The 24,414-nt window shown below is 70.2% G+C and carries 24 protein-coding genes, 1 tRNA gene and 1 pseudogene; 13 read left to right on the forward strand and 13 right to left on the reverse strand.

Features of this window, described 5'->3' with window-relative positions:
* Positions 1 to 43: 43 nt before the first annotated feature.
* The 3 genes from J2Y58_RS09865 to rplK form a co-directional block, all read right to left on the reverse strand.
* Positions 44 to 1,207: an alpha-hydroxy-acid oxidizing protein gene (locus J2Y58_RS09865; protein ID WP_310102269.1), complete on the reverse strand. Its 1,164-nt coding sequence runs from the start codon at positions 1,205 to 1,207 to the stop codon at positions 44 to 46.
* A 402-nt stretch (positions 1,208 to 1,609) separates the two neighbouring features.
* Entirely contained in the window at positions 1,610 to 2,302 is a 693-nt protein-coding gene (rplA, locus tag J2Y58_RS09870) for a 50S ribosomal protein L1 (protein WP_310102272.1), read from the reverse strand.
* Positions 2,303 to 2,306: 4 nt separating this feature from the next.
* Positions 2,307 to 2,738 (reverse strand): 50S ribosomal protein L11, encoded by a 432-nt coding sequence (gene rplK / locus J2Y58_RS09875; RefSeq protein WP_310102276.1) that lies wholly within the window; start codon positions 2,736 to 2,738, stop codon positions 2,307 to 2,309.
* Positions 2,739 to 2,990: 252 nt separating this feature from the next.
* Here rplK and J2Y58_RS09880 point away from each other — a divergent pair, with 252 nt between their 5' ends.
* The gene (locus J2Y58_RS09880; protein ID WP_310102279.1) at positions 2,991 to 3,923 is read left to right on the forward strand and encodes a helix-turn-helix domain-containing protein; all 933 of its coding nucleotides are present in this window, start codon (positions 2,991 to 2,993) and stop codon (positions 3,921 to 3,923) included.
* An 89-nt stretch (positions 3,924 to 4,012) separates the two neighbouring features.
* On the opposite strand, the gene nusG is transcribed toward J2Y58_RS09880, so the two are convergent.
* From nusG to J2Y58_RS09910, 6 genes are all read right to left on the reverse strand, one after another.
* Entirely contained in the window at positions 4,013 to 4,549 is a 537-nt protein-coding gene (gene nusG / locus J2Y58_RS09885; RefSeq protein WP_022687599.1) for a transcription termination/antitermination protein NusG, read from the reverse strand.
* A gap of 17 nt (positions 4,550 to 4,566) precedes the next feature.
* Positions 4,567 to 4,764: a preprotein translocase subunit SecE gene (secE, locus tag J2Y58_RS09890; protein WP_310102289.1), complete on the reverse strand. Its 198-nt coding sequence runs from the start codon at positions 4,762 to 4,764 to the stop codon at positions 4,567 to 4,569.
* A gap of 282 nt (positions 4,765 to 5,046) precedes the next feature.
* Entirely contained in the window at positions 5,047 to 5,286 is a 240-nt protein-coding gene (locus tag J2Y58_RS09895) for a hypothetical protein (protein ID WP_310102292.1), read from the reverse strand.
* 203 nt (positions 5,287 to 5,489) lie between these two features.
* A tRNA-Trp gene (locus J2Y58_RS09900) sits at positions 5,490 to 5,565 on the reverse strand.
* A 68-nt stretch (positions 5,566 to 5,633) separates the two neighbouring features.
* Complete coding sequence (locus tag J2Y58_RS09905; RefSeq protein ID WP_310102295.1) at positions 5,634 to 7,982, reverse strand: EAL domain-containing protein; 2,349 nt, start codon at positions 7,980 to 7,982, stop codon at positions 5,634 to 5,636.
* 185 nt (positions 7,983 to 8,167) lie between these two features.
* Positions 8,168 to 9,922 (reverse strand): fatty acyl-AMP ligase, encoded by a 1,755-nt coding sequence (locus tag J2Y58_RS09910; RefSeq protein WP_310102497.1) that lies wholly within the window; start codon positions 9,920 to 9,922, stop codon positions 8,168 to 8,170.
* A gap of 123 nt (positions 9,923 to 10,045) precedes the next feature.
* On the opposite strand from J2Y58_RS09910, the gene J2Y58_RS09915 reads away from it, so the two are divergent.
* The 4 genes and pseudogenes from J2Y58_RS09915 to J2Y58_RS09930 all read left to right on the forward strand — a co-directional run.
* Positions 10,046 to 10,606 carry a regulatory protein RecX gene (locus J2Y58_RS09915; protein WP_310102298.1) on the forward strand — a complete coding sequence of 187 codons (561 nt, stop codon included), beginning with the start codon at positions 10,046 to 10,048 and terminating at the stop codon, positions 10,604 to 10,606.
* A gap of 91 nt (positions 10,607 to 10,697) precedes the next feature.
* Complete coding sequence (locus tag J2Y58_RS09920; RefSeq protein WP_310102301.1) at positions 10,698 to 11,279, forward strand: cold shock domain-containing protein; 582 nt, start codon at positions 10,698 to 10,700, stop codon at positions 11,277 to 11,279.
* A 70-nt stretch (positions 11,280 to 11,349) separates the two neighbouring features.
* Complete coding sequence (locus tag J2Y58_RS09925) at positions 11,350 to 11,745, forward strand: NADH:ubiquinone oxidoreductase subunit NDUFA12 (RefSeq protein WP_310102303.1); 396 nt, start codon at positions 11,350 to 11,352, stop codon at positions 11,743 to 11,745.
* Positions 11,746 to 11,963: 218 nt separating this feature from the next.
* Positions 11,964 to 12,197: pseudogene (locus J2Y58_RS09930) on the forward strand (DUF2155 domain-containing protein); the annotation flags it as partial.
* Between the two features lie 35 nt (positions 12,198 to 12,232).
* Here the strand turns inward: J2Y58_RS09930 and aat are convergent.
* From aat to J2Y58_RS09950, 4 genes are all read right to left on the reverse strand, one after another.
* A complete protein-coding gene (aat, locus tag J2Y58_RS09935) occupies positions 12,233 to 12,955 on the reverse strand; it encodes a leucyl/phenylalanyl-tRNA--protein transferase (protein ID WP_310102500.1) in 723 nt (240 codons plus the stop codon).
* Positions 12,956 to 12,960: 5 nt separating this feature from the next.
* Positions 12,961 to 13,668, reverse strand: a complete 708-nt coding sequence (locus J2Y58_RS09940; RefSeq protein WP_310102306.1) for a ParA family protein — start codon at positions 13,666 to 13,668, stop codon at positions 12,961 to 12,963.
* Positions 13,669 to 13,806: 138 nt separating this feature from the next.
* Positions 13,807 to 14,193: a hypothetical protein gene (locus J2Y58_RS09945; protein ID WP_310102503.1), complete on the reverse strand. Its 387-nt coding sequence runs from the start codon at positions 14,191 to 14,193 to the stop codon at positions 13,807 to 13,809.
* 71 nt (positions 14,194 to 14,264) lie between these two features.
* Positions 14,265 to 15,548, reverse strand: coding sequence for a type VI secretion protein ImpB (locus J2Y58_RS09950; protein WP_310102309.1), 1,284 nt, complete (start codon positions 15,546 to 15,548; stop codon positions 14,265 to 14,267).
* 136 nt (positions 15,549 to 15,684) lie between these two features.
* On the opposite strand from J2Y58_RS09950, the gene J2Y58_RS09955 reads away from it, so the two are divergent.
* From J2Y58_RS09955 to murF, 8 genes are all read left to right on the forward strand, one after another.
* Positions 15,685 to 16,674, forward strand: a complete 990-nt coding sequence (locus tag J2Y58_RS09955; RefSeq protein ID WP_310102506.1) for a cysteine synthase A — start codon at positions 15,685 to 15,687, stop codon at positions 16,672 to 16,674.
* Positions 16,675 to 16,713: 39 nt separating this feature from the next.
* Positions 16,714 to 17,073 carry a hypothetical protein gene (locus J2Y58_RS09960; RefSeq protein ID WP_310102312.1) on the forward strand — a complete coding sequence of 120 codons (360 nt, stop codon included), beginning with the start codon at positions 16,714 to 16,716 and terminating at the stop codon, positions 17,071 to 17,073.
* A gap of 607 nt (positions 17,074 to 17,680) precedes the next feature.
* Complete coding sequence (locus tag J2Y58_RS09965; RefSeq protein ID WP_310102314.1) at positions 17,681 to 18,184, forward strand: division/cell wall cluster transcriptional repressor MraZ; 504 nt, start codon at positions 17,681 to 17,683, stop codon at positions 18,182 to 18,184.
* Complete coding sequence (gene rsmH, locus J2Y58_RS09970) at positions 18,181 to 19,122, forward strand: 16S rRNA (cytosine(1402)-N(4))-methyltransferase RsmH (RefSeq protein ID WP_310102317.1); 942 nt, start codon at positions 18,181 to 18,183, stop codon at positions 19,120 to 19,122. Before J2Y58_RS09965 ends, rsmH begins: the two co-directional genes overlap by 4 nt.
* A 2-nt stretch (positions 19,123 to 19,124) precedes the next feature.
* A complete protein-coding gene (locus J2Y58_RS09975) occupies positions 19,125 to 19,736 on the forward strand; it encodes a hypothetical protein (protein ID WP_310102319.1) in 612 nt (203 codons plus the stop codon).
* On the forward strand, positions 19,733 to 21,448 hold the full coding sequence (locus J2Y58_RS09980) for a penicillin-binding protein 2 (RefSeq protein ID WP_310102321.1): 1,716 nt from the start codon (positions 19,733 to 19,735) through the stop codon (positions 21,446 to 21,448). The genes J2Y58_RS09975 and J2Y58_RS09980 overlap by 4 nt, the downstream gene beginning before the upstream one ends.
* 25 nt (positions 21,449 to 21,473) lie before the next feature.
* Complete coding sequence (locus tag J2Y58_RS09985) at positions 21,474 to 22,931, forward strand: UDP-N-acetylmuramoyl-L-alanyl-D-glutamate--2,6-diaminopimelate ligase (RefSeq protein WP_310102322.1); 1,458 nt, start codon at positions 21,474 to 21,476, stop codon at positions 22,929 to 22,931.
* Positions 22,932 to 23,031: 100 nt separating this feature from the next.
* The gene (gene murF, locus J2Y58_RS09990) at positions 23,032 to 24,414 is read left to right on the forward strand and encodes a UDP-N-acetylmuramoyl-tripeptide--D-alanyl-D-alanine ligase (RefSeq protein ID WP_310102324.1); all 1,383 of its coding nucleotides are present in this window, start codon (positions 23,032 to 23,034) and stop codon (positions 24,412 to 24,414) included.

Genomic DNA, 24,414 nt, shown 5'->3' on the forward strand with positions numbered 1-24,414 from the left:
GAATCGCGGGCTCGCAGATGTTGGAGGATGTAGGACAGCGGCGTCAGGTGCGGCGTGCGCCGGCGTCGCGCACTGCGGCGAGCGTCGGCCAGCCATTGACCGCCATCAGCAGATCGGCCTCGGCCAGTACGCTGCGCAGTACGTGCGCGCAGCCGTCCGCCCCGCCGAGCGCCAGGCCATAGCAGTACGGCCGGCCCAGTCCGACGAGATCGGCGCCGAGCGCGATCGCCTTGACCATGTCGGTACCCGAGCGCACCCCGCTGTCGAACAGCACGGGCACGCGCCCCGCGACCGCCTGCGCGACGCCGGGCAGCAGGTCGATCGCGGCGATCCCGCCGTTCGCCTGCCGCCCGCCGTGATTGGAGACGTAGATGCCGTCGGCACCGGCATCGATCGCGCGGCGTGCGTCGTCGGGGTGGCAGATGCCCTTCAGCACGATCGGCATTCGGGTAAGCGAGCGCAGCCAGGCCATGTCCTCCCACGTCAGGACGCGTCCGAACGTCGCCGCCCAGGTCATGATCGCGGCCTGGCGATCTTCCTCCGGCGGGCGCGCGAGCAGCGCGCGAAAGGCGGGGTCGGTGAAGTAATTGGCCAGCACGTGGCCGCGCAGCTGCGGGAAATTGCCGGTGTTCAGGTCGCGCGGGCGCCAGCCGGTCACCCAGGTATCGAGCGTGACGACCAGCGCGCCATAGCCCGCTGCCTCCGCGCGCGCGACGATGCTGGCGGCGACATCGGGATCCCGCGAGGTGTAGAGCTGGAACAGCGCGGGCGTTTCCCCGCATGCGGCGCGCACATCCTCGAGCGGATCGTTGCCGAGCGTCGAAGCGCAAAAGGGCACGCCGGTCGCGGCCGATGCGTGCGCGGCGGCCAAATCGCCGTGTCCGTCGTCGGTGCAGATGCCGTTGACGCCGATCGGCGCCATGAACAGCGGGGAGGGAAGCGGGTGGCCGAACAGCGTGCACGACAGGTCGCGCGTGCCGGTGTCGACCATCATGCGCGGGATCATGCCCCAGTGGCGGAAGGCGGCGGCGTTCGCGTCCTGCGTATGCTCGTCGCCGCAGCCGCCCTGGACATAGTCGCGTACCGCAGCGGGCCAGTGCGCCTCCGCGCGGGCGCGCAGCGTGACGTGGTCGACCGGCCATTCGGGGACGGTGCCCGACAGGCCCGCGATGTAGATCGCGTTTTGATAGTCGCCGTAATGCGGCATGTGCCTCTCCTGCGATGGGAGAGTGGCCGGGGTAGGGTGGATTGTCGAGCGGAGTGCGGTGAGTGGATTCGTCGTTGAAGCGATCGGAGTTGGTTCGGACACGACACGGTGTGCCTAGGGTCCTGTAGCAGAGATGGGCCTCTGCCTGCGCAGGAGCCACGGATAACGGGCTTTTGGACGTGGAGTGGAGTCACCCCGGTCCGATTTTACACTCGCCGCGCGATGACCGCTGCTTTTGTCAGATCCGCACGAAAAAAGCCGGCGCGCCCTTGCGGGGTGCGCCGGCTCTTCTTCCTGCAGCGCGGGACCGGCGTGGATCCGGTCCCCGACGTCGGACGCGGCCTCGGCCGCGCCGGCCGGCGCCAGGCGTCCCGCGGATAGCCTTTGCTATCCGCGCGCGCCTTATGCGCCTGCCACTTCGGCCGTGTCGACCTTGATGCCCGGGCCCATCGTCGAGCTGACGGCGACCTTGCGGACATACTTGCCCTTCGCGCCCGACGGCTTGGCCTTCACCACCGCATCGACCAGCGCGTCGAAGTTGCGGCGCAGGTCTTCCTGCGCGAACGACGCCTTGCCGATGCCCGAGTGGATGATGCCCGCCTTCTCGACGCGATATTCGACCTGACCGCCCTTAGCCGCCTTAACGGCTTCCGCGACGTTCATCGTCACCGTGCCCAGCTTCGGGTTCGGCATCAGGCCCTTGGGGCCCAGCACCTTGCCGAGGCGACCGACGACGCCCATGAGGTCCGGGGTAGCGATGCAGCGATCGAAGTCGATCGTGCCGCCCTGGATCGTCTCCATGAGGTCTTCGGCGCCGACGACGTCGGCCCCTGCGGCGCGCGCCTCATCGGCCTTCGCACCGCGCGCGAACACGCCGACGCGGACCGTCTTGCCGGTGCCGGCGGGCAGCGTGACGACGCCGCGGACCATCTGGTCGGCGTGACGCGGGTCGACGCCCAGGTTCAGCGCGACTTCGATCGTCTCGTCGAACTTCGCGGTCGCACCCGATTTCGCCAGCGCGATCGCCTCGTCGACGCCGTGCAGCTTCTCACGATCGACGGTGACGGCCTTCTGCTTCTTGGTCAGCTTCGCCATGATCTCAGCCCTCCACCACTTCGAGGCCCATCGCGCGGGCCGAGCCTTCGATGATCTTGGTCGCCGCGTCGATGTCGTTGGCGTTCAGATCCTTCATCTTCGTCTGCGCGATCTCGGCCAGCTGCGACCGCTTGATCTTGCCCGCCGACACCTTGCCCGGCTCCTTCGAGCCCGACTTCAGGTTCGCCGCCTTCTTGATGAGGAAGGTCGCCGGCGGCGTCTTCGTCACGAACGAGAAGGAACGGTCGGCATAGACGGTGATGACGGTGGGGAGGGGCGCGCCCTTCTCCATGTCGCCGGTCTGCGCGTTGAACGCCTTGCAGAATTCCATGATGTTCACGCCGCGCTGACCCAGCGCCGGGCCGATCGGCGGCGACGGGTTGGCGGAACCGGCCGGGACCTGCAGCTTAATATAGCCTGTGATCTTCTTTGCCATGCGTCTCACTCTGTTACGGGGCGCAGCCGCAAGGGTCACGCCCGGTTCAAGTCTAGCGGTTCGTCCGGACGCCGCGTCGCGACATCCTCCCGCACGTTCCGATCGATACTGACTGGAAGCGTGCGCCCGTAGCGGATCCGGCCGAGTCGCGCAACGGCCCTGTGCGATGAGCGATGTCCACCGCGACCAACTTGGATTGATCTGGATAAAGGAGACATTGCCTGGCGTCGCGAACCGTCCTAGCCACGGCGGATGGCGGGGGCGATTCCACGGACCGGTGCATCTTTGGGCGGGGCGCCGCTGTCGCTCAGCCGAACCCCGCCCGGCGCGATCGCCGATCACGTCGCGCGCTTCTTCGTGACGATCATCGAGCGGCCCGAGGACGCGCTGCTCGAGGACTTCCTGCTCCATGAATATGCCTATGTCCGCGTCCCGCTGATCGGGACGTGGGAGACGTCGATCGACGGCGTGTGGACGGGGTACGAGGGGCCGATGCTGTTCGGTGCGCAGCAACGGCGGTTCGAGGTGCGGTGCCGCGGTCCGGTCGTCGCGGCCGGTTTCATGATCCGTCCGGGCGGCTGGTTCACCTTCTGCGACGAACCCGCCGACGCGATGGCGGACCGGCTGGTTCCCATCGGCGGCGACTGGGGAGCGGCGCTGCGCTGGGCCACCGCCGACATCTACGACCACGAACAGACCTTCGCGCGGATGGAGCAGGTGGTGCACGAGCGGGTGATCGTGCGCGCCGCCCCCGCCGACCCGGTGAGCGCCGCGTTCGAGCGCGTCGCGCGCGTCGATCCGGTGCGCCCGGTGGCGGAGATCGCCGCGGAGTTCGGCATGTCGGGGCGGCGGCTGGACCGCGCGGTGCGCGCCCATTTCGGGCACCTGCCCAAGACGGTGCTGCGCCGCAGCCGCTTTCTCGACATGGCGGCGGTAATGCGCGGCCTGGCGGTGCCGACCGCCGACGAACTGGCCGAGCTGCGCTTCTACGACGCCTCGCACCTGAACCGCGAGTTTCGCGAGTTCGTCGGCATGACCCCGGCGCAATTCCGCCGCTCCGCGACGATGCTGTTCACGCCGGGGCTGGAGGTACGCCAGCAGCGCAAGCGCGTCGACCTGGCGCCGCACGTCGTCGCCGCGCCGTGGCGCGACGAGGGGGGCGCGCGCGACGGCATGGTGGCGTAACCCGCCGGAAATCGGTCGCAAACGCATCGGGCGGGACACCGGCCTTGCGACCGACGCCCCGCCCGACATGCCGCACCTTGCGGGGATGGTTACTTGCTGCGTTCGACCTGTTCGAAGTCGAGCTCGACCGGCGTCGCGCGGCCGAAGATGCTGACCGACACCTTGACCTTCGACTTGTCGAAGTCGAGTTCCTCGACGGTGCCGTTGAAGCTGGCGAACGGCCCTTCGAGCACCTTGACCGCATCGCCGATCTCGTAATCGACCTTGACCTTGGTCTTCGGCGCGGCGGCGGCTTCTTCCTTGGAATTCAACATCCGCGCCGCCTCGGCATCCGAGATCGGCTGCGGCTTGCCCGACGAACCCAGGAAACCCGTCACCTTGGGCGTGTTCTTGACGAGGTGGTAGACGTCGTCGTTCATCGCCAGCTTGGCGAGGACGTAGCCGGGCATGAACTTGCGCTCGACCGCGATCTTCTTGCCCCGGCGCGCCTCGGTCACCGTCTCGGTCGGCACCTCGATCTGCTCGACCAGCTGCTCGAGGCCCATGCGGGTCGCCTCGCTCATGATCGAATCGCGGACCTTGCCCTCGAAGCCCGAGTAGGCGTGGATGATGTACCAGCGCGCCATCGTCTGTAATTCCGTCCTTACTGCGCCAGGCTCAGCAACGCCTTGACCACGGCGTTGAAGATCGAATCGACCGAGAGGAAGAACAGCGCCAGCACGGTGGTCATGATGACGACCATCACCCCGGTCATCACCGTTTCGCGCCCGGTCGGCCAGACGACCTTTGCGGTTTCGGTGCGGACCTGCCGGATGAATTCGGTCGGGGTCGTCTTCGCCACGGATCTGCGCCCTCGTTGAGCCCTGGCCCTGGTTGAGCCTGAAAGAAAAGTCCCGGCATGGGCCCGCTACCGCTGCCCGGAGAAGAACCGGGAAGCGGTTGGCAAGCCGTCCGCGCTGTCGGATATGCCAGCGGACATAGGATCGTGCCCGCCAAAACGCAAGCGGTGCCCAAAGGCGGGCGAATATACCACCCCGGGGAACGCAAAAGGGGTCGAACGCGCCGCGTCCGACCCCCTTCGGTGCAACGAACCGCGCAGCGCCGGAGCGCCGCGCGGACCGGATCAGTTGCTGTCCGAATCGTCGTCGTTGTCGTTCACGATCGCCACGACGCCGATCGCGGCGATGCCGGCGGCGATGATCGCGGCGAAGATGCCGGCACCGGCCAGCTCGCTCTTCTTGGCCGACGGGGTCGCGGCGCGCGACTGCGCGACCGACAGGCTCGAGGCCGGGTTGCCGGTGGCGGCGAGCGCCGGGGTGGCGATGAGGCTGAGCGCAGCGGCGCCGGCGAGGATCGAACGCATATGAGGAACTCCCTTGAGGTTACTTAACCCAGATCGCGCTATGGCGCTGCGACGCACAACACGCAAGGCGCGGCTTGGCTCCGTTCCTTACAAATTAATGCTGCTCACGCTGCGGCGCGCGGTCCATCGACCGACCGGGGCCGCTCAGGCCGATAGCAACGCACGCCGTGACGCCGGCAACGCGGACGGAAATGTCGAGAAAGTGGCAGGAGTGCACGGACTCGAACCGTGGGCCCTCGGTTTTGGAGACCGATGCTCTACCAACTGAGCTACACTCCTGTGCGGGCGCCGCTGTTACCGGATCGGCCGCGCGCGTCAAGTCCCTCCATCATCGCCCGAGGGCGCGATCATGCGGCGCGGGTGTGCAGCGAGCGTCCGGCGAGTGCGCGCGCGTCGGCGACGGGCAGCGGGCGTCCGAAATAATAGCCCTGGATGCTGCGGCAGCCGAGTTCCTGCACCATGCGCAGTTCCGCCTCGGTCTCCACCCCCTCGGCCGTGGTGGTCATGTCAAGGCTGTCGGCCATCGCCACGACCGCACGGATGATCGCGATCGCCTCCGCACGCCCGGTCGCGGCGGTCTGCACGAAGCTGCGGTCGATCTTGATCGAGGAGAAGCGCGTCGAGCTGAGATAGCCCAGCGACGAATAGCCCGTGCCGAAATCGTCGAGGCTGAGCCCGACGCCCAGGTCGAGGATGTCGCGCAGCACCCGCGTCGCGCCGGTGCCCTCGCGCAGGAACACGCTTTCGGTCACCTCCAGCTCCAGCCGCCGCGCGGCCAGCCCGCTGGTGGTCAGCGCGTCGGCGACGATCGCGACGAACTGCGGATTGTGGAGCTGTTCGGGCGAGACGTTGACCGCGACGCGGATCGGATCGGGCCAGCCGGCGGCCTCAGCACAGGCGGTCCGGACCACCCATTCGCCGATCGGCGCGATCAGCCGCGCTTCCTCGGCGATGGGGACGAACTTGGACGGCGGGATCTGCCCGAAGGCGGGGTGGCGCCAGCGCAGCAGCGCCTCGAACGCGCGCAGCGTCCCGGTGCGCGCGTCGACGACCGGCTGGTAATCGAGGTACAGCTCGTCGTTCTCCAACGCCTTGCGCAGCGCCAGTTCGAGCACGCGGCGCTCCTCGGCCTCGGCGTGGAGCTGCGGCTCATAGGCGTGGAAGACGCCGCCGCCCTGGTCCTTCGACCGGTAGAGCGCGAGATCGGCAGAGCGGATCAGCGTCTCGGCACTGCGCCCGTCGCGCGGGCTGGTCGCGACGCCAACCGACGCGCCGATGTAGAGCGTGTGCTGATCGACCTCATAGGGGCGCGACAGGGTGTCGATGATCGTATGCGCGAGCTGCTCGACGCGCAGCGGGTCGCCGGCATCGGGCACCACCACCGCGAATTCGTCGCCGCCGAGCCGCCCGACGGTCTCGCCCTCGCCGACCAGGGTCGCCAGCCGCTCCGACACGCGGCCGAGCAGGCGGTCGCCGATCGGATGGCCCAGCGTGTCGTTGACCGCCTTGAAGCGATCGAGGTCGATCATCATGAAGGCGCAGCGCGAGCGTTGCTGCTCCGCGCGCGCCAGCGCAGCGGTCAACGCCTCGTTGACGTACAGGCGGTTCGGCAGGTCGGTGAGCATGTCGAAGCGGGCCATGCGCGCGATCTTGTCGGCGGAGGCGCGCTGCTCGGTAATGTCGGACGCGACTCCGCGGAACCCGCCGAAATGTCCGTCGGCGTCGCGGCGCGGCGAGGCGGCGATCCGCCACCAGCGCTGCTGCCCGTCGACGACGATCGGCAGATCGAGGTCGCGGATGCTTTCGCGATTCTGGAGCCGGGTGGCCAGCTCGCGCAGCACCGGCGCGACCCGGCCGGTATCCCAGCCGGGGCCGGCCAGCACCTCGAGCAGCGGACGACCGGCGATCTGCGCCGCGTCACGACCGCATGCCGCGGCGAAGCGCGCGCTGGGCTCGACGATGCGGCGTGCGGCATCGGTCTGCCACAGCCAGTCGGCGGCGGATTCGTCGAAGTCGCGCAAGAGCAGCCCGATCGTCCCGTCACGCTCGGTCAGCGCCACGCGTGCGGCGTGGAGCAGCGCCAGCGCGCGCGCACGGTCGAAGGTGGCGATGCCGAGCAGGGTGGCGAAGAGGAGGTCGGCCGCGGCGGCAACCGGGCTGTCGGCGAGCAGCAGCGCGATCGCGGCGGACAGCGCGGTGAGCGCGACGAAGGCGAGCGCGCCGGCGAGCAGCGACACCATCGCCAGCGCGGCGGCGGCGACGAGCACCGCGATGACGATATGCAGCGCCAGCGCGGTCGCGACGTTGACGAACGGCCCGAACATCAGCGGCACCGCCCCCCACAGCAGCCCCAGCACCAGCCCCTCGACCAGCGGCGCGCGCATCGCCGGCAGATCGGCATAGCTGCGGTTCTGACGCGGGGCGCGCTGCCGCCGCACCGTCGTGACGATCGCCGCCAGCGTGGTCGCGACGGTCCAGGGCACCAGCCAGGCCACCGGCACGAGCGGATCGAGCATCATGACGACCAGCGCCACCCCGGTGAGATGTGCGGCCAGCAGCAGCAAAGCGCGTTCCTGCCCCGCGCGCAGCTGTGCGGCGCGGATGCGGCTCCACAATTCGGGGTCGTCGCCGTCGCGCAGGCCCAGCAGGGCGCGGAACGGCGGGCGGTACGGCGGCGAGGGGAGCGGGGCGGTCACCCCCCGGACATACCGCACGCTGGTTGACGAAGCGTTTCGCGGCAAGCGTTCGCCGCGTGGACGGCAAGGGTTTGCCGTCCACGGTGCGTCGCCGTCGTTACATCAACCCGTGCGCTTGCCTCGGCGGGGAAGGGGCAGTCGGGGGCAGGCAGGAATGTCGCGGACGATGCCGCCGCGCGCGCCGGTCAGGCGGCGAGATCGTAGGGCTTGATCTCGCCGGCCAAATACAGGTTGCGCGCCTTGGCGCGGCTGAGCTTGCCCGAGCTGGTGCGCGGCAGCGTGCGCGGCGGGATCAGTTCGACGACGCAGTTCATGCCGGTGACCGAGCGGACCCGGTCGCGGATCTCGTCGCGCAGGCGGACGCGCTCGTCCTCGTCGGAGCTGCGGCATTGCACCAGCACCGCGGGCGTTTCCTCGCCGCCGGGCGTGGTGATCGCGAAGGCGGCGATGTCGCCGGCCTTGAACCCGGGCAGCTGCTCGACCGCCCATTCGATATCCTGCGGCCAGTGATTGCGGCCGTTGATGATGATCATGTCCTTGGCGCGGCCGACGATGAAGATGTAGCCGTCCGACATATATCCCATGTCGCCGGTGTCGAGCCAGCCGTCCACCAGGCACGCCTCGGTCGAGGCCTGGTCGCGGAAATAGCCGACCATGACGCTGGGGCCGCGGCACCACACCTTGCCGATGGCGCCGTCGGGCAGCGGGGTGCCGTCCTCCTCGCGAACCTGGATCTCCATGTCGCGCACCGCCTTGCCGCAGTTCACGATCGCGCGGTAGCGCTGCGGCCGGTCCTCGCCGTGCTGCGCGCCCGACAATTCGGTCTCCTCGACCAGTTCGACGCGGATGCCCTCGCCCGGGGGCATCAGCGAGACGGCGAGCGTCGCCTCGGCGAGGCCGTAGGAGGGGAGAAAGGCGGTCGCCTGGAAGCCGGCGTCGGCGAAGGCGTCGACGAACGCCTGCATGACGTCGGGGCGGATCATGTCGGCGCCGTTGCCCGCCACGCGCCAGCGCGACAGGTCGAAGCGGTCCGACGCCTTGGTCTGCGACGAGATGCGGCGCGCGCAGATGTCGTAGCCGAAGGTCGGCGAATAGCTGAGCGAGGTGCCGGCGTTGCGGCTGATGAGGTCGAGCCAGGACAGCGGGCGGCGTGCGAAATCCTCGGTCTTCAGGTAATCGGTCGACACCTGGTTGGCGACCGGCGACAGGAAGCAGCCGACCAGCCCCATGTCGTGGTACCACGGCAGCCACGAGACGCAGCGATCGGTCTCCACGATCTGCACGCCGTGCGCGTGCGCGGCCAGATTGCTGAGCAGCGCGCGGTGCGTGATCGCGACGCCGTGCGGAAAGCGCGTCGAACCGCTGGAATATTGCAGGTAGCAGATGTCGTCGGCGGTGGCCGACGGCAGGACCGCCTCGGGTGCGGGGCGTGTCGCGAACTCGGCCCAGTCGATCCCGACGACGCCCGCCGCCTCCGCCGCGGCGCCGGCCATCTGCGCCAGCTCCGCCGGGTAGATCAACAGCTTGGGATCGCAGCTCGCCAGCTGGACGCGCAGCTGGTCGATATACGATTCGCGCCCGCCGAACGAGGTCGGCAGCGGCAGCGGCACCGGCCACGCGCCGGCGAGCACCGCGCCGAAGAACAGCGCACCGAATTCGGCGCTCGTCTCCGCCACCAGCGCGACGCGGTCACCCGGCACGATCCCGGCGTCGATCAGCCGCAGCGCGGCGGCGTGCGCGTCGGCGCGCATCTGCGCGAACCGATAGCCGCGCACCAGCGTGCCGCGCGCGTCGTGGAAGTTCAGTCCGCGCTGCCCCTGCGCGGCATAGTCGAGTGCCTCGCCCAGCGTCTGAAAGTCGGAGAAGCGGCGCGGCAGCCGGTCGTCCGTCGGGGTGGCCGTCGGCGCAACCGGCGGCGCAGCCGGCACTGGGGCGGTCATCGGGGCGAGGTCGGTCGTCATTTTGTGTTCCTGTCGCACCTGTAACGCGGGCGCAATGGTTGATCGGCAAAAATGGCGGTTTGCCGGCATGTGTTAAATTTTGGTGCGCAGAATCCACGGTCAGTGTGGCACAATCAAGGCGTGCCCGGACCACCATCCCAACCTCGATCGGCGCGCCGACCGCCGCCCCCGCTCGACGCCGCCGCGCTGGAGCGGCTGGCGCTGCGCTATGTCGAGCGGTTCGCGACCTCGCGCGGCAAGCTGGCGCAGTATCTCGCGCGCAAGATCCGCGAGCGCGGATGGGACGGCGCGCCCGCCGATCCGCATGCCGTGGCGCAGCGGATGGCGGAGGCCGGCTATGTCGACGACCGCAGCTTCGCCGAGCAGAAGGGCGCGGCGCTGGCCAGGCGCGGCTATGGCGCGCGGCGGGTGGCCGAGACGCTGCGCGCCGCCGGGCTGGACGAGGACGATCGCGCGCCGGTGGTCGACGAAGCGCGGGCGGCGGCGCTGGACAGCGCGCTGCGGCTGGCGCGGCGCAAGCGGATCGGGCCGTTCGCCGTCGCGCGCCCCGATCCGAAGGAGCGCGAGCGGCACCTGGCGGCGTTGCTGCGCGCCGGGCACGACATGGCGACCGCGCGACGGGTGGTGAACAGCGCGCCGGGCGAGGTGCCGGCGCCCGACTGATCGACCCATCGCGCGATCGCGGGGTTGCTTTCGGACATGGTGCAGTGCACCCATGTTAACCGAAGCTGAAGGGCAGGGGACAGGAAGCGACGTGCACGACGCTGCGGCCGCACCGACCGATGGCGGGACCACCCGCGAAGGCGCGATCGACGGCGACGCGCCGACGGTGGCGCTGACCGGCGTCCTGAAGTGGTTCGACGCGACGCGCGGGTTCGGCTTCGTCGTGTCCGACGACCCGGACATGGGCGACGTGCTGCTGCATTTCAGCGTCCTGCAGGCGTTCGGACGCCGCACCCTGCCAGAAGGGACGCGGGTGGAGGGGCGCGCGGTGCACGGCGCGCGCGGGTGGCAGACCGTGGAGATCGCGAATCTGGACCTGACCGCGGCGACCGACGTCGTGCGCGACCGCGACCGCGAGCGGCTGTCGCCCGATGCGGTGCCCGACGACGGTGCGGCGCAGGTGGCGTGGGAGGACGTCAGCGTCAAATGGTTCAACCGCGTCAAGGGTTACGGCTTCCTGGTGGCGCTGGCGCGGCCCGGCGACATCTTCGTGCATATGGAGACGCTGCGCCGGGCCGGGATCGCCGATGTCGAGCCCGACCAGCGGCTGCGCGCGCGCGTGGTGCAGGGGCGCAAGGGCCCGCTGGCGGTGGGGGTCGCCGCGCCCGAGTGACCCGGCCGGCGCGCCGCGGTGCAACGGGGTGTTGAACGCGCGGGCGCACGCGGGTAAGCGAGGCGCCACGATGGGCATCAATCTCAACCCCTTCACCTGGTGGAACGGCGCAAGCTGGGGCACCGTCCTTTACGGCCTGCGCGGCAAGCGCCAGGTGGGCGAGGATTCGCTCGGCAACACCTATTGGGAGGGTGGCCGCGACACCGCGGGCGAACCGCGCCGCTGGGTGATCTTCGCCGGCGCCAACGATGTCAGCCGCGTCCCGCCGGAGTGGTTCAGCTGGCTGCACCGGCAGGTGGACGGCGTGCCGACCGAGGTGCTGCCGCCGCCGCGCCAGTGGGAAAAGCCCGCCGTGCCGAACATGACCGGCACGGCATACGCCTATCGCCCGCAAGGCGCGCTGGAGAAGGGCGGCCACCGCGCCGCCGCGACCGGCGATTACGAGGCGTGGAGCCCCGACGCGTGAAGCGACCGCTCGCGATCGGCGGGCTGGCGGCGATAGTGGTGGCGGGAGTGACCTGGGCGGGGCTGGGCCTGCGCTCGGGCGACCGCGCGCCCGCCGCCGACGCGCCGGTGGTGAGCGCGCCGGTCCCGGACAGCCTGCCCGCAGGCCCGTCCACCCCGGCCGCCGACGAGGTCCAGGCCGATGCGCAGGACGCCCCGGTCGACGCCGGTACCACCCCGATGGCGCAGCGCGTCGCGGTGCTGGGATTGCTCAACAAGCGCAACGGCGTCAGCCGCGACCTGGCGCTGAAGCCCGGACAGGCGGGGCGGATCGGCGACGTGATCGTGCGGCTGCGTGCCTGCGAGAAGACCGCGCCCTGGGAGCCCGAGCAACTGACCGGCGCGTTCGTGCAGATGGACGTGCGCGGCGCGGACGGACATTGGCGGCGCGCGTTTTCGGGCTGGCTCTACAAGGAGCGCCCGGCACTCAACGTCGTGCTCCACCCGGTTTACGACGTATGGCCCAAGAGCTGCACGACGACCTTCCCCGGTACGGCGCCGTCCGCGCCCGCCGCGGCGTCGAGCGCGAAGAAGTCGCCCGCCCCGACGCCGCGCCCGACCGCCGCGCCCGACGAACCCGCCGCCGACGAGCCGGTCGAGGAAAGCGCGGCGCCCAGCAACGCCATATAGTCGGCGCGATCGATTTCCTGCGCGCCGAGCGAGGCGAGGTGGGTGGTCATGAACTGGCAATCGAGCAACGAGAAGCCGCCGGCTGCCAGCCGTGCGACCAGCGAGGCGATCGCCACCTTCGAAGCATTGGGCGCGCGGCTGACCATGCTTTCGCCGAAGAAGGCGCGGCCGAGCGCCAGGCCGTAGAGCCCGCCGACCAGCCGGTCGCCGTCCCAGCATTCGACCGAATGCGCGTGGCCGAGCGCATGGAGCCGGACGAACGCCTCCTCGATGGCGGCGTTGATCCAGGTATCGGGGCGGTCGTCGGCCGCTTCGGCGCAGAGCGCGATGATGCGTGCGAACGCCTGGTCGACGGTGACGCGGAAGCGATCGGCGGCGATGACGCGGCGCAGCGAGCGCGACAGATGGAAGCCGTCCAGCGGCAGGATCGCGCGACGGCGCGGCTCGACCCAATAGATGCTGCCCGCGTCGCGGCTGTCGGCCATCGGGAAGACGCCGACCGAATAGGCGCCCAGCAGGAGCCCGGGGTCCAGCGTACCCACTTGCGTCAACCGCGGCGCTGCTCGATCGTGCGCCACAGCTGCGCAAAGGCGGTGGCGGCGGGGCTGCGCGGCGCGGCGACGCCGACCGGCACGCGCTGCGCGGTGGCATTTTCGACCGCGCTGGCCATCGGGATCACCGGCCAGTCGGGATCGCGCGCGATCGCCTCGGCATGAAGCGCACGGCGCCGGTCGACCATCATGTGGACGGGCAGCATCGGCACCTGCCCGCCGAACTCGCGATCGAGCGTCGCGAACGCCTGTTGCGCGAAGGCGGAGGGGATCACGGGCACGACCAGGAGATCGGCGGCGCGGATCACCTGATCGGCGGTCTCCGTCAGCCCGGGCGGGCAATCGAGCACGACATTGTCATAGTCGCCGAGACCGGCGACCAGCTTGCGCAGCCGACGCTTCTTGTCGAGCGCGCGCAGCTGGTGGTTGAGGTCGCGCAGCGACGCGTCGGCGGGAAGCAGGTCGAGCCGGTCGAAGGCGGTCGGCGCGATCAGCTTGGCGGCGTTCACGTCGCGCGCGAACAAGGCGCCGGCACGATCGTGTGCGCGCCCGTCGCCGAGCAGCCAGGTGGCGGAGCCTTGCGGATCGAGGTCCCACAGCAGCGTGCGGCGGGCGCAGAGCGTGGCGGCGCACCAGGCGAGGTTGACCGCCAGCGTCGTCTTCCCGACGCCCCCCTTCACGCTGTAGATCGCCACCGTGGTCATGCGCGCAAGGCTAGGCTGCGGGAAGGGACGGGGCAAGGAAGATGATGTAGGTTGCGAGCGGCGGATCGCGACGCGGAAAAGGCCGGGGCGGGATTGAACCAGGGCGGGCGGCGTGGTCGCACGCCGCCCGTGTACGGATCAGGAGTGGCAGACCAGTTCCGGCTTGCCCGGACGGGTCAGCTTGATCTCGCTGGTGGTGCCGGTCATCTTCCAGCCACCCTCGGCCACCAGCGGGTCGCCCGCCTTTTCGGCCTTCAACGTGGTGGGAGTGCCGCCCTTTTCGGTGCGGACGACCGCCTGCTTGTCGCCGTCGAAGAAGGTGACATAGGCCAGGCTCTGATCCTTGCAGCGCATGGTCTTGTCGGCCTTGATCGCCGGCGGCAGCTCGACGGGCGCGGCGTTGGCGAGCGTCGAGGCCATCGGATCGGGGTTGCTGTCCAGCACCTGCGGCGAGGACGGTTCGGAGTTGCAGGCCGACAGCGCCAGCAGGGCGGCGGCCACCGAGAGGGGGAGGAGCTTCTGCATAGTGCACGCGGCTTCGCCGATGCGCTTTACTCCGTCAAGGGATGCATTGTTGCGCTGCGTCAAAAACAGGATCACTCGTGAAATTCGTGCAGGTCCGGGATGCGGCCGAACGCAATCTTCGTACCCACACGGTCGAGCCGGCCGCCGTGCATCGCGCCGACCGACACGGCATGTCGCCCGAATCGTTCGTTGATCCGGTCCATCGCGCGGCTGAGCGCCAGCCCCCGCGTCTCGCGCGCCAGCGGGTCGTCGGCGGGCAGATGCGCGAACAGGGAATGTTGCTCTGCGGTGACCGGCTCGATCTCGGCGAGGGTGACCCCGATCATCCGGCATCCGCTGCGATGCACGCTTTCCTGCGCACGCAGCCGGGGCAGCAACGTGTCGAGGATCGACAGCATCGCGAAACTGTCCTGCGTCGCTGGAAGCCTGGCGGAGGTGCGCCAGACGCTCTTGTCGTCCTCGAACCGCGCATGGAGCACCAGCAGCCGCGCGCGATAGTCCTTTCGGCGCAGGCGGCTGGCGGCCTTGAGCGCCAGGCGCCGGGCGGTGAGCCGTGCCGCGGCATAGCCGCGCTTGCCCGGCGACAGGACGTGGCTGTGCCCGATCGTGCGGCTCTGCGTCGGCTTGTCGGCGAGATCGACGCCGTGCAGCAGGTACCAGAGCCGGTCGCCGTTCGTCCCGCCCCAGGCATGGCCGGCGTCGCGCGGGCGGCGTTCCAGCAGTTGCGCGATGTCGTTGATGCCATCCCGCGCCAGCCGCCCGGCCATCTTCGCGCCGATGCCGCTGATGTCGCGCAGCGAAAGGTCGTAGAGCGCGTGCGGCAGGTCGGCGGCCTCGAACACCACCAGCCCGTCGGGCTTGCGCAGGTCGGAGGCGAGCTTGGCAAGCAGGCGGTTGGGGGCGATGCCGACCGAGGAGGTGAGGCAGGCGCCGACCCGCTCGCGGATCCCGGCCTTGATCCGCCGCGCCAGCGCCTCGGCCTGGTCGCGGCGGTTCTCGTTGTCGAGCAGGCGACAGGCGACCTCGTCGATCGAGCACACCTTGGTGACCGGAATATGTCGCTCGATCTCGGCGACGATCGCGTGGTGGAACTCGACATAGCGTTCGTGGCGCGCCGGCGTGACGATCAGTTCGCGGCAGCGCTGCTTCGCTTCCCACACCGGCGTGCCGGTCGAGATGCCGAAGCGCTTCGCCTCGACCGAGGCGGCGATCGCCACGGTGGTGTCGGAGCCGACCGGTGCGACGATGACCGGGCGACCGCGCAAGGCGGGCTGCACCTGTTGCTCGACGCTGGCGAAATAGCTGTTCAGGTCGAGGAACAGCCAGCGCAGCGGACGGGGCGGCAGGTCGTGCATCGGCGACTCGGATGGCGGCGAACAATTCAGGAACATGGCAGAAGTGCAGCGCGTTGGCGAGTCGGGCAAGGGGGGCGAGGGCGCGGACAAGTTTCATTCGCTTGCGGTTCGCAGCCGCCGCCCGCATCTACGCGCCATGCTTACCACCACCGACACGCTGTCCCTGATCGGCAACACCCCGCTCGTCCGGCTCAAGGGGCCGAGCGAGGCGACCGGGTGCGACATCTTCGGCAAGTGCGAGTTCGCCAATCCGGGGGCGAGCGTGAAGGATCGCGCCGCGCTGTATATCGTCAACGACGCCGAGGAGCGCGGAGTGCTGCAACCCGGCGGCACGATCGTCGAAGGGACGGCGGGTAATACCGGTATCGGGCTGGCGCTGGTCGCCAACGCCAAGGGCTATCGCACGATCATCGTGATGCCCGATACCCAGTCCAAGGAGAAGATGGACACGCTGCGCGCGCTGGGCGCCGAACTGGTGACGGTGCCGGCCGCACCCTATTCGTCGCCGTGCCATTTCGTGCACACGTCGCGGCGGATCGCCGAGGAGACGCCGGGCGCGATCTGGGCCAACCAGTTCGACAATATCGCCAATCGCCGCGCGCACATCGCCGGCACCGCCGAGGAGATCTGGTCGCAGATGGACGGGCGGATCGACGGCTTCACCTGCGCGGTCGGCACCGGCGGCACGTTCGCGGGCGTCGGGCTGGGGCTGAAGGCGCACGATCCGGATGTGTGCATCGCGCTGAGCGACCCGCATGGCGCCGCGCTGTACGAATATTATGCGTGCGGCGAGTTGCGCGCGGAGGGTTCGTCGGTCGCCGAGGGGATCGGGCAGGGGCGGATCACCGCCAACCTGGAGGGCGCGCCGGTCGACACGCAGTTCCGCATCGCCGACCAGGAAGGACTCGACTGGACCGACCGGCTGCTGCGCGAGGAAGGGCTGTGCCTGGGGCTGTCGTCGGGGATCAACGTCGCGGGCGCGGTGCGGCTGGCGCGGCATCTGGGACCGGGCAAGCGGATCGCGACCATCCTGTGCGACACCGGTTTCCGCTATCTCTCCACCCTCTACGATCCCGCGTGGCTGGCGGCGAAGGGGCTGGTGCGCGGGGCCGCGTTAACGAATTGATCGACAGCAGCGCGACCATCGGTTAGAAATGCGCGACCGATGAAGGCGCCTCCCCAAGACAAGGCCGCTGTCGCACGGCAGCAGGCGGAACAGATGCGGCAGCGCGTGCGCGTCGGCATGATCGGGCTGGCGGCGGTCGTGCTGCTGATCGGGCTGGCGAGCGCGATCTTCTCGTCGGTCAACAAGCAGCAGGCGGTGAACGTCGCCGGTGCGGCGCAACCCGAACTGGTCGCCAACATGAGCGCGCCCGCCTCCGCCCCCGGCGCGGCGCCGACCAACGAGCCGCTGGCCGAAATGGGCGTGACGCCGGGCGCTGCCCCGACGCCGCAGGCCGCGCCTTCGCCGCCGGCGCAGCAACAGCCGGCCCCCGATCCCGCCGCGAGCGGCGGTGCGCTGTAGGTGCTTTGGCTGGAGATAACGGCCGGTCTGTCGCGACCGGTCACCCGAGACCGCATGCCGCGCCGGTTCGCGCAATCACTGAAATGCCAAGGCTTTTAGTGTGATTCCTCAACCGTTCGCACTGAGCTTGCCGAAGTGTGCGTACCAGACGATCCGCTTGGGGCACGTGCTTCGACAGGCTCAGCACGAACGGGGTAGCTGGGTTTCTCGCTATAACCTCTGGATTGCCGCTTCTGCGGAATGGTTGAGGCCGGAGCCCGAAAGCGATGGCGGTCACCTGCGGCGCCTCCGCTTCGATCGGGGAGAATCGGGGAAGCGGCGCCCGATCGTGGAAATTCCGGGGTGCGGGCACGTGATTCCACCCGCCATGGGCGTGGGTCGTGGCGCTCGACCGCACGCGCCGCCGCGCATTTCCGCCATTTTCAGGGATGCGCCGGGCTGATCCCCGGATTTCCCCGAAAATCCCTTCTCATCCCTGTTTAACCCTGATACGTAAGCTCAACGACATTGGGGGCAGGACCACTGTTGTTTGCTGGCAGCAACGCCGGCGTGCGGGGATGCCCGCGCGTCGGACAGGGTGGTCGTGCGCTCCGGGTGCGAGGTGGGCGTGGTCGACAGGGTGGATTATCAGGGAAAGGGGCTTGGTCTTGTCGACGACAAGGGCCGCGTCGCGATTCCGAACACCCTGCGCGCCACGCTGGCGAAGAACGCCCCGCGCGAGGACGGCAAGGACGGCGGCACCGTCATCATCGCGCCGCATCCCGAGCATCGCTGCCTGATCGCCTACGATCCCGGCTTCGTGCCGTTCTGGAAGGCGAAGCTGGAGGCGCTGGACGCCGCGCAGTTCGCGACCAGCGGGCGCACCGACTACAACATCCTCGACCGTGCCGGCGGCGCCGAGCCGCTGCCGTTCGACGGGTCGGGCCGCTTTATCATGCCCACCTTCGAGCGCCGCTATGCCCGGATCCAGGGCGCGGCGGTGTTCCTGGGGGCGTTCAACTGGATCACGATCTGGGCGCCGCACGTCCTGGTCGAGACGCCGGGCATCGATCCGTTCCTGAAGGAGTATGTGGAGTTCACCTGCGAGGACAAGGGGATCGCCCTGTCATGAGCAGCCTCGACGCCCCGCACATTCCGGTCCTGCTGACCGAGGTCATCGACGCGCTCGCCCCCGCCCCCGGCGAGCGCCATGTCGATGCGACCTTCGGTGCGGGCGGCTATACTCGCGCGATTCTGGCGACCGGCGCGACGGTGATCGCGTTCGACCGCGATCCGGATGCGATCGCGAACGGACGCGCGCTGGAAGGAGAGGCGGCGCTGACGCTCGTCCCCGCCACCTTCTCGACGATGGCGGTCGAGTTGCAGGCGCTGGACGCGGTGCCGGTCGACGGGGTGACGATGGACATCGGCGTGTCGTCGATGCAGCTCGACCAGGCGGCACGCGGCTTTTCGTTCCAGGCGGACGGGCCGCTCGACATGCGGATGAGCCAGGACGGCATGTCGGCGGCGGACTTCCTGAACGAAGCCGATGAGGAAGCGATCGCAGACGTCCTCTACCAGTACGGCGAGGAGCCGAAGTCGCGGCGGATCGCGCGCGCGGTGGTCGCGGCGCGCCCGCTGACCACGACCGCGCAGTTCGCAACCGTCGTGCGCAAGGCGTTGGGGCACCGGCCCCACGACAAGAAGGACCCGGCGACCCGCGCGTTCCAGGCGGTGCGCATCCACGTCAACGGCGAGCTGGACGAGCTGGAGCGTGGGCTGGAAGCGGCCGAGCGCGTGCTGAAGCCGGGCGGGCGGTTGGCGATCGTGACCTTTCACTCGCTGGAGGATCGCATCGTGAAGCGCTTCCTGCGCGACCGCTCGGGCGCGGCGCCCGGCGGATCGCGCCACATGCCGGTCAGCGCGCCGACGCGCGCCCCGACCTTCGAGATCACCGCCCGCGCGATCCGCGCGAGCGACACGGAGCTGGCCGCGAACCCCCGCGCCCGCTCCGCCACACTTCGTACCGCCCGGCGTACCGGGGCGGCCCCTTGGCGTTTGGAGGCGTAACGATGGCGGCGATATATAGGTTGAAGGGGCTGGGGTGGCTGACCGGCTGCGCCGTCGTGGCGATCGGCTTCTATCTGGTGTCCTCGCAGGTGGCGGCCGAGCGCAAGCAGCTGGAGCAGGTCGACCGCCGCATCGTCGCCGCCGAGCGCGACATCCGCGCGCTGGAGACCGAATTCGACGTGCGCGCGAACCTGGCGCAGCTGGAGCAATGGAACGGCAGCACGCTGGCGCTGACCGTGCCGACCGCGCAGCAGTTCGTCCGTGACGAGCGCGCGCTGGCGGCGCTGTCGCCGGTGCCGGGTGCGCCGGTGCCGGGCCGCGACGTGGCGGTGCAGACCGCGCAGCTGATCGTCCCCGCGGCGCCCGTCGTCGCCACGCCCGCCGTCCAGACCGCCGCCGCCACGCCCGCCGCCGCCCCCGCCACGGTCGTGAAGGTCGCCGCGGTGCAGGTCGCCGCCGCGGCGCCGGTGACCGTCACCAAGGTCGCGGCGCGCGCGGTCGCTGCGCCCGTGAAGGCCGCCAAGGTCGCGATGCTCGACCGCGGGCTGCTGAGCGAGAACACGCTCGGCGACCTGCTGAGCGGTGCGCGCGCCGAGCGGAGTCGCCTGCGGTGACGACCTTGGTCGCCCGTCCGCTCCGCGCCGGCCGCTCGGGCGACCAGCGCCAGCAATTGCTGGCGACGCAACACCTGCGCCTGATGATCCTGCTGCTGTTCTTCGCGGCGGGTGTGGTGATCGTGATCGGGCGGCTGGCGATGCTGGGCGTCCTGGAAGGCGGCGACCGCGGACCGGCCACGGCGCTGGCGGTGCCGCGCGGCGACATCGTCGACCGCAACGGCGCGCCCCTGGCGCGGACGATCGACGCCTGGACGATCGGCGTCCATCCGAAGAAGCTGCTCGGCGATCCGTCGCAGATCGCGCAGAAGCTGGCCGACCTGATGCCCGACCGCGGCGACCAGGCGTGGTTCTATGCGCAGATCACCAAGCCGGTGAGCTTCACCTATCTCAACCGGCGTGCGAGCCCCGCGCTGGTCGAGGCGGTGAACGCGATCGGCGAGCCCGGCATCGTGTTCGAGCGCGAGACGCAGCGGCTGTATCCGCAATCGACGATGGCGTCGCACGTGCTGGGCTTCATCAGCGGCGGGCACGGCATGAGCGGGATGGAGCGCGCGCTCGACGACCGGCTGACCAATCCGGCTACGATCGGGCAGCCAGTGCAGCTGTCGATCGACACGCGCGTGCAGGCGGCGATGGAGAGCGAACTGGGCCGCGCCATGACGACCTTCTCGGCGCGCGGCGGCGGCGGAATCGTGCTGGACGTCCATACCGGCGAAGTGGTCGCGATGGTGTCGCTGCCGACCTTCAACCCCAATCGCGTCGGCATGTCGGGCAGCGAGCAGCTGCGCAACATCACCACGCAGAGCGTGTTCGAGCTGGGATCGACCTTCAAGCCGATCACGATGGCGGCAGCGATCGACAACGGCGTCGTGACGTCGATGGAGCGGCGCTTTGACGCGACGCATCCGTTGCAGGTCGGGCGCTTCACGATCCACGACGAGCGCGGCGATCCGAAGCGCTGGCTCAACATGGCCGAGACGCTGATCTATTCCTCGAACGTCGCCACTGCACGCGTCGCCGACGAGGTCGGGCCGCAGCGGATGCAGGCGATGTTCCGCAAGCTCGGCTTCGACACCCGTCCCGACATCGAGGTGCGCGAGAAGGGGCGGCCGCTGTGGCCGACCTTCTGGGCGCGGACCACGACGATGACCACCGCCTACGGCCACGGCATCGCGGTGACGCCGCTGCACCTCGCCAACGCCTATGCCGCGCTGGTCAACGGCGGCACGTGGCGGCCGGCGACCCTGATGAAGGTGCAGCCGGGCCATGCGGTCGCGGGACGGCGCGTGATCAGCGAGGCGACGAGCGCGCGGATGCGGCAGATGCTGCGGCTGATCGTGCTGCGCGGGACCGGTCGCAAGGGCGATGCGCCGGGATACCGCGTCGGCGGCAAGACCGGCACCGCCGAGGCGGCGGTCGCAGGCGGCTACGACCGGTCGCGCAACGTCGCGACGTTCGCCGCGGCGTTCCCGATGGACGCGCCGCGCTATGTCGTGGTCGCGATGCTCGACTCGCCGCTGGGGACGAAGGAGACCTTCGGCTGGAAGACCGCCGCCTGGAACGCCGCGCCGGTGGTGGGCCGCACGATCTCGCGCGTCGGGGCGATCCTGGGCGTGGTGCCCGACGACCATCGCGATATCGACGTGTCGGATATCGTGCCGACCCTGTGGGAGGATCCCGACCGCGCGACCAAGAGCGGCGGCCAATGATCCCGGCGGCATCGAGGATGGCGGCATGAAACTGTCGCAACTGGTGGAGGGAGGCGGCGATCAGCCGGTCACCGGCTTCGCGATCGACCACCGCAAGGTGGCGCCCGGAACGATCTTCGGCGCGTTCGAGGGCGCGCGGGTCAACGGCGAGGACTTCATCCCCGCCGCGATCGAGGCGGGCGCGGTGGCGGTCGTCGCGCGGCCGGAGGCGCGGGTCGCGGGCGCGCTGCACATCCGCGACCACAACCCGCGCGAGGCGTTCGCGCGGCTGGCGGCGCGGTTCTTCGCGCCGTTCCCGGCGACATCGGTCGCGGTGACGGGCACCAACGGCAAGACCTCCACGGTCGAAATGACGCGGCAGCTGTGGCGGATGGCGGGGCATCACGCCGCGTCGATCGGCACGCTGGGCGTCGCGACCGCCGACGAGCGGGTCGTGACCGGGTTGACCACGCCGGACGTGGTGACGTTCCTGTCGAACGTCGCGGGGCTGGCGCGCGAGGGGGTCACCCATGTCGCCTTCGAGGCGTCGAGCCATGGGCTGAGCCAGTACCGCACCGAGGGATTGCCGGTGGCCGCGGCGGCGTTCACCAACCTCAGCCGCGATCACCTCGACTATCACGGCGACATGGCGGCGTATTTCACCGCCAAGCTGCGGCTGTTCGCGCAGGTGCTGGCCGACAGCGGCACCGCGGTGGTGTGGGTCGACGATCCCAATTCGGAGCGCGTGATCGATCTGGCGCGCGAGCGCGGCAACCGCGTGTTCACGGTCGGCGAGCATGGCGACGACCTGCGGCTGGTCGCGCGCGAGCCGACCTTGCTGGGGCAGGGGCTGACGATCCGCGCCGCGGGCGCCGACCACCGCGTGACCCTGCCGCTGATCGGCGGATACCAGGCGGCGAACGCGTTGGTCGCGGCCGGGCTGGTGATCGTGACCGGCGGCGACGTCGCGCAGACGATCGCGGGGCTCGCGCGGTTGCAGCCGGTGCGCGGACGCCTGGAGCGCGCCGCGATCACGGCGAGCGGCGCCCCCGTCTATGTCGATTACGCGCACACCCCCGATGCGATCGAGGCCGCCTGCGCAGCGCTGCGCCCGCACGTGAGCAGTGGAACCGGGGGCAGTGGGAACGGGGGTAGCGAGGGCGGGGGCCGGTTGATCCTGGTGCTGGGCGCGGGCGGCGACCGCGACGCGGGCAAGCGCGTGCCGATGGGGCAGGTCGCGGCGGCAAGCGCCGACGTCGTGATCGTCACCGACGACAATCCGCGCGGCGAGGATCCGGCGACGATCCGCCATGCGCTGCTCGAAGGGGCGCCGGGGGCGCGCGAGATCGGCGACCGCCGCGCCGCGATCGGCGCCGCCGTCGCCGAGGCGGGGCGCGGCGACATCGTGCTGATCGCGGGCAAGGGGCACGAGCAGGGACAGATCGTCGGGGAGCTGGTGCTGCCGTTCGACGACGTGGCGGTGGCGCGCGAGGCGGCGGCGTGATGGCGCTGCCCCTGGCGTCGGTCGCGCCGGTAGAATCACGAGCGTCCAAGGTTTTGAATTCGCGCCTTCGCGGGAATGACGGTTTTGCTATGGAGCGCACATGACGCTCTGGACCGCCGCCGAGATCGCCGCCGCCACGGGAGGCACCGCCACCGCCGACTTTTCGGTCGATGGCGTCGCGTTCGATTCGCGCGAGGTCGGCGAGCGCGACCTGTTCGTCGCGCTGACCGGCGAGCATACCGACGGCCATCGCTTCCTCGACCAGGCATTCGCGCAAGGCGGCAGCGGCGCGATCGTGTCCCAGGCGACGCCGCGTCCGTCGGTGCAGGTCGGCGATACGTTCGCGGCGCTGGAGGATCTGGCGCGGGCGGCGCGCGCGCGTGTGTCGGGCAAGGTGATCGGGGTGACCGGTTCGGTCGGCAAGACCTCGACCAAGGAAGCGCTGTTCGCCGCGCTCGACCGTGCGCCGGGCGTCAAGGCGCACCGTTCGGTCAAGAGCTACAACAACCACACCGGCGTGCCGCTCAGCCTCGCGCGGATGCCCGCCGACACCGACTTCGCGGTGCTGGAGATGGGCATGAACCATCCCGGCGAACTGGCGCACCTGACCACGCTGGTCCGTCCGCACGTCGCGCTGATCACCGCGATCGCGCCGGCCCATACCGAATTCTTCCCCGACGAAAGCGCGATCGCCGATGCCAAGGGCGAGATCTTTCGCGGGCTGGAGCACGGCGGGACCGCGATCGTCCCCTATGACAGCCCGCATCGCGAGCGGTTGATCGCGGCGGCCAAGCCGTATGCGGGGCGGATCGTCACTTTCGGACTGAACCGCGAGGCCGATGTCAATGCCGCGGACGCGATGACGGTGCGCGGCGGCGGCAGCTTCGTCAACGCGCAGGTCGGCGGGCGGGCGTTGAGCTTCACGATCGCGCAGCCGGGACGGCACTGGGTATCGAACGCACTGGCGGTGCTGGCGGTGGCGGATGCGGTGGGCGCCGATCTGGCGCTCGCCGGCCTCGCGCTGGCCGAGATGGGCGGCCTGCCCGGACGCGGGGCGCGGATCGAGGTCGGCGTGGGCGACCGCGACAGCGGCGGCAAGGCGATCGTCATCGACGAAAGCTACAACGCCAATCCCGCGTCGATGCGCGCGACGCTGGCGGTGCTTGCCCAGGAGACCGGGCGACGCGTGGCGGTGCTGGGCGAAATGCGCGAGCTGGGCGAGCAATCGGCGGAATACCACGCCGGTCTGGCCGATGCGGTGATCGCGGCGCGCGTCGAAACGGCCGTGCTGGTCGGCGAGGCGATGCGGCCGCTGGCCGAGGCGCTTGAGGGGCGGGTCGATTTCGTCCATGTGCCGGCTGCCGCCCAGGCGCTGGATCGCGTGCGTGCGCTGATCCGCCCCGGCGATGCGGTGCTGGTGAAGGGTTCGAACGGCGTCGGCCTGTCGCGGCTGGTGAGCGGCCTTGCGAACGGGATGAGTTGA

It is taken from the genome of Sphingomonas sp. BE138, from assembly GCF_031456125.1.
Lineage (GTDB): Bacteria > Pseudomonadota > Alphaproteobacteria > Sphingomonadales > Sphingomonadaceae > Sphingomonas.

Excerpts from the sequence above, each read along its gene's own strand:
- J2Y58_RS09940 (WP_310102306.1), bottom strand. The coding sequence starts at position 13,668 with ATGACCACGGTGGCGATCTACAGCGTGAAGGGGGGCGTCGGGAAGACG.
- J2Y58_RS09925 (WP_310102303.1), top strand. The coding sequence starts at position 11,350 with ATGGGCATCAATCTCAACCCCTTCACCTGGTGGAACGGCGCAAGCTGG.
- J2Y58_RS09895 (WP_310102292.1), bottom strand. The coding sequence starts at position 5,286 with ATGCGTTCGATCCTCGCCGGCGCCGCTGCGCTCAGCCTCATCGCCACC.
- J2Y58_RS09975 (WP_310102319.1), top strand. The coding sequence starts at position 19,125 with ATGGCGGCGATATATAGGTTGAAGGGGCTGGGGTGGCTGACCGGCTGC.
- J2Y58_RS09985 (WP_310102322.1), top strand. The coding sequence starts at position 21,474 with ATGAAACTGTCGCAACTGGTGGAGGGAGGCGGCGATCAGCCGGTCACC.
- rplA (WP_310102272.1), bottom strand. The coding sequence starts at position 2,302 with ATGGCGAAGCTGACCAAGAAGCAGAAGGCCGTCACCGTCGATCGTGAG.
- J2Y58_RS09880 (WP_310102279.1), top strand. The coding sequence starts at position 2,991 with ATGGCGGGGGCGATTCCACGGACCGGTGCATCTTTGGGCGGGGCGCCG.
- nusG (WP_022687599.1), bottom strand. The coding sequence starts at position 4,549 with ATGGCGCGCTGGTACATCATCCACGCCTACTCGGGCTTCGAGGGCAAG.
- J2Y58_RS09960 (WP_310102312.1), top strand. The coding sequence starts at position 16,714 with ATGAAGGCGCCTCCCCAAGACAAGGCCGCTGTCGCACGGCAGCAGGCG.
- rplK (WP_310102276.1), bottom strand. The coding sequence starts at position 2,738 with ATGGCAAAGAAGATCACAGGCTATATTAAGCTGCAGGTCCCGGCCGGT.
- J2Y58_RS09865 (WP_310102269.1), bottom strand. The coding sequence starts at position 1,207 with ATGCCGCATTACGGCGACTATCAAAACGCGATCTACATCGCGGGCCTG.
- rsmH (WP_310102317.1), top strand. The coding sequence starts at position 18,181 with ATGAGCAGCCTCGACGCCCCGCACATTCCGGTCCTGCTGACCGAGGTC.
- J2Y58_RS09910 (WP_310102497.1), bottom strand. The coding sequence starts at position 9,922 with ATGACCGCCCCAGTGCCGGCTGCGCCGCCGGTTGCGCCGACGGCCACC.
- murF (WP_310102324.1), top strand. The coding sequence starts at position 23,032 with ATGACGCTCTGGACCGCCGCCGAGATCGCCGCCGCCACGGGAGGCACC.
- J2Y58_RS09955 (WP_310102506.1), top strand. The coding sequence starts at position 15,685 with ATGCTTACCACCACCGACACGCTGTCCCTGATCGGCAACACCCCGCTC.
- J2Y58_RS09950 (WP_310102309.1), bottom strand. The coding sequence starts at position 15,548 with ATGCACGACCTGCCGCCCCGTCCGCTGCGCTGGCTGTTCCTCGACCTG.
- J2Y58_RS09945 (WP_310102503.1), bottom strand. The coding sequence starts at position 14,193 with ATGCAGAAGCTCCTCCCCCTCTCGGTGGCCGCCGCCCTGCTGGCGCTG.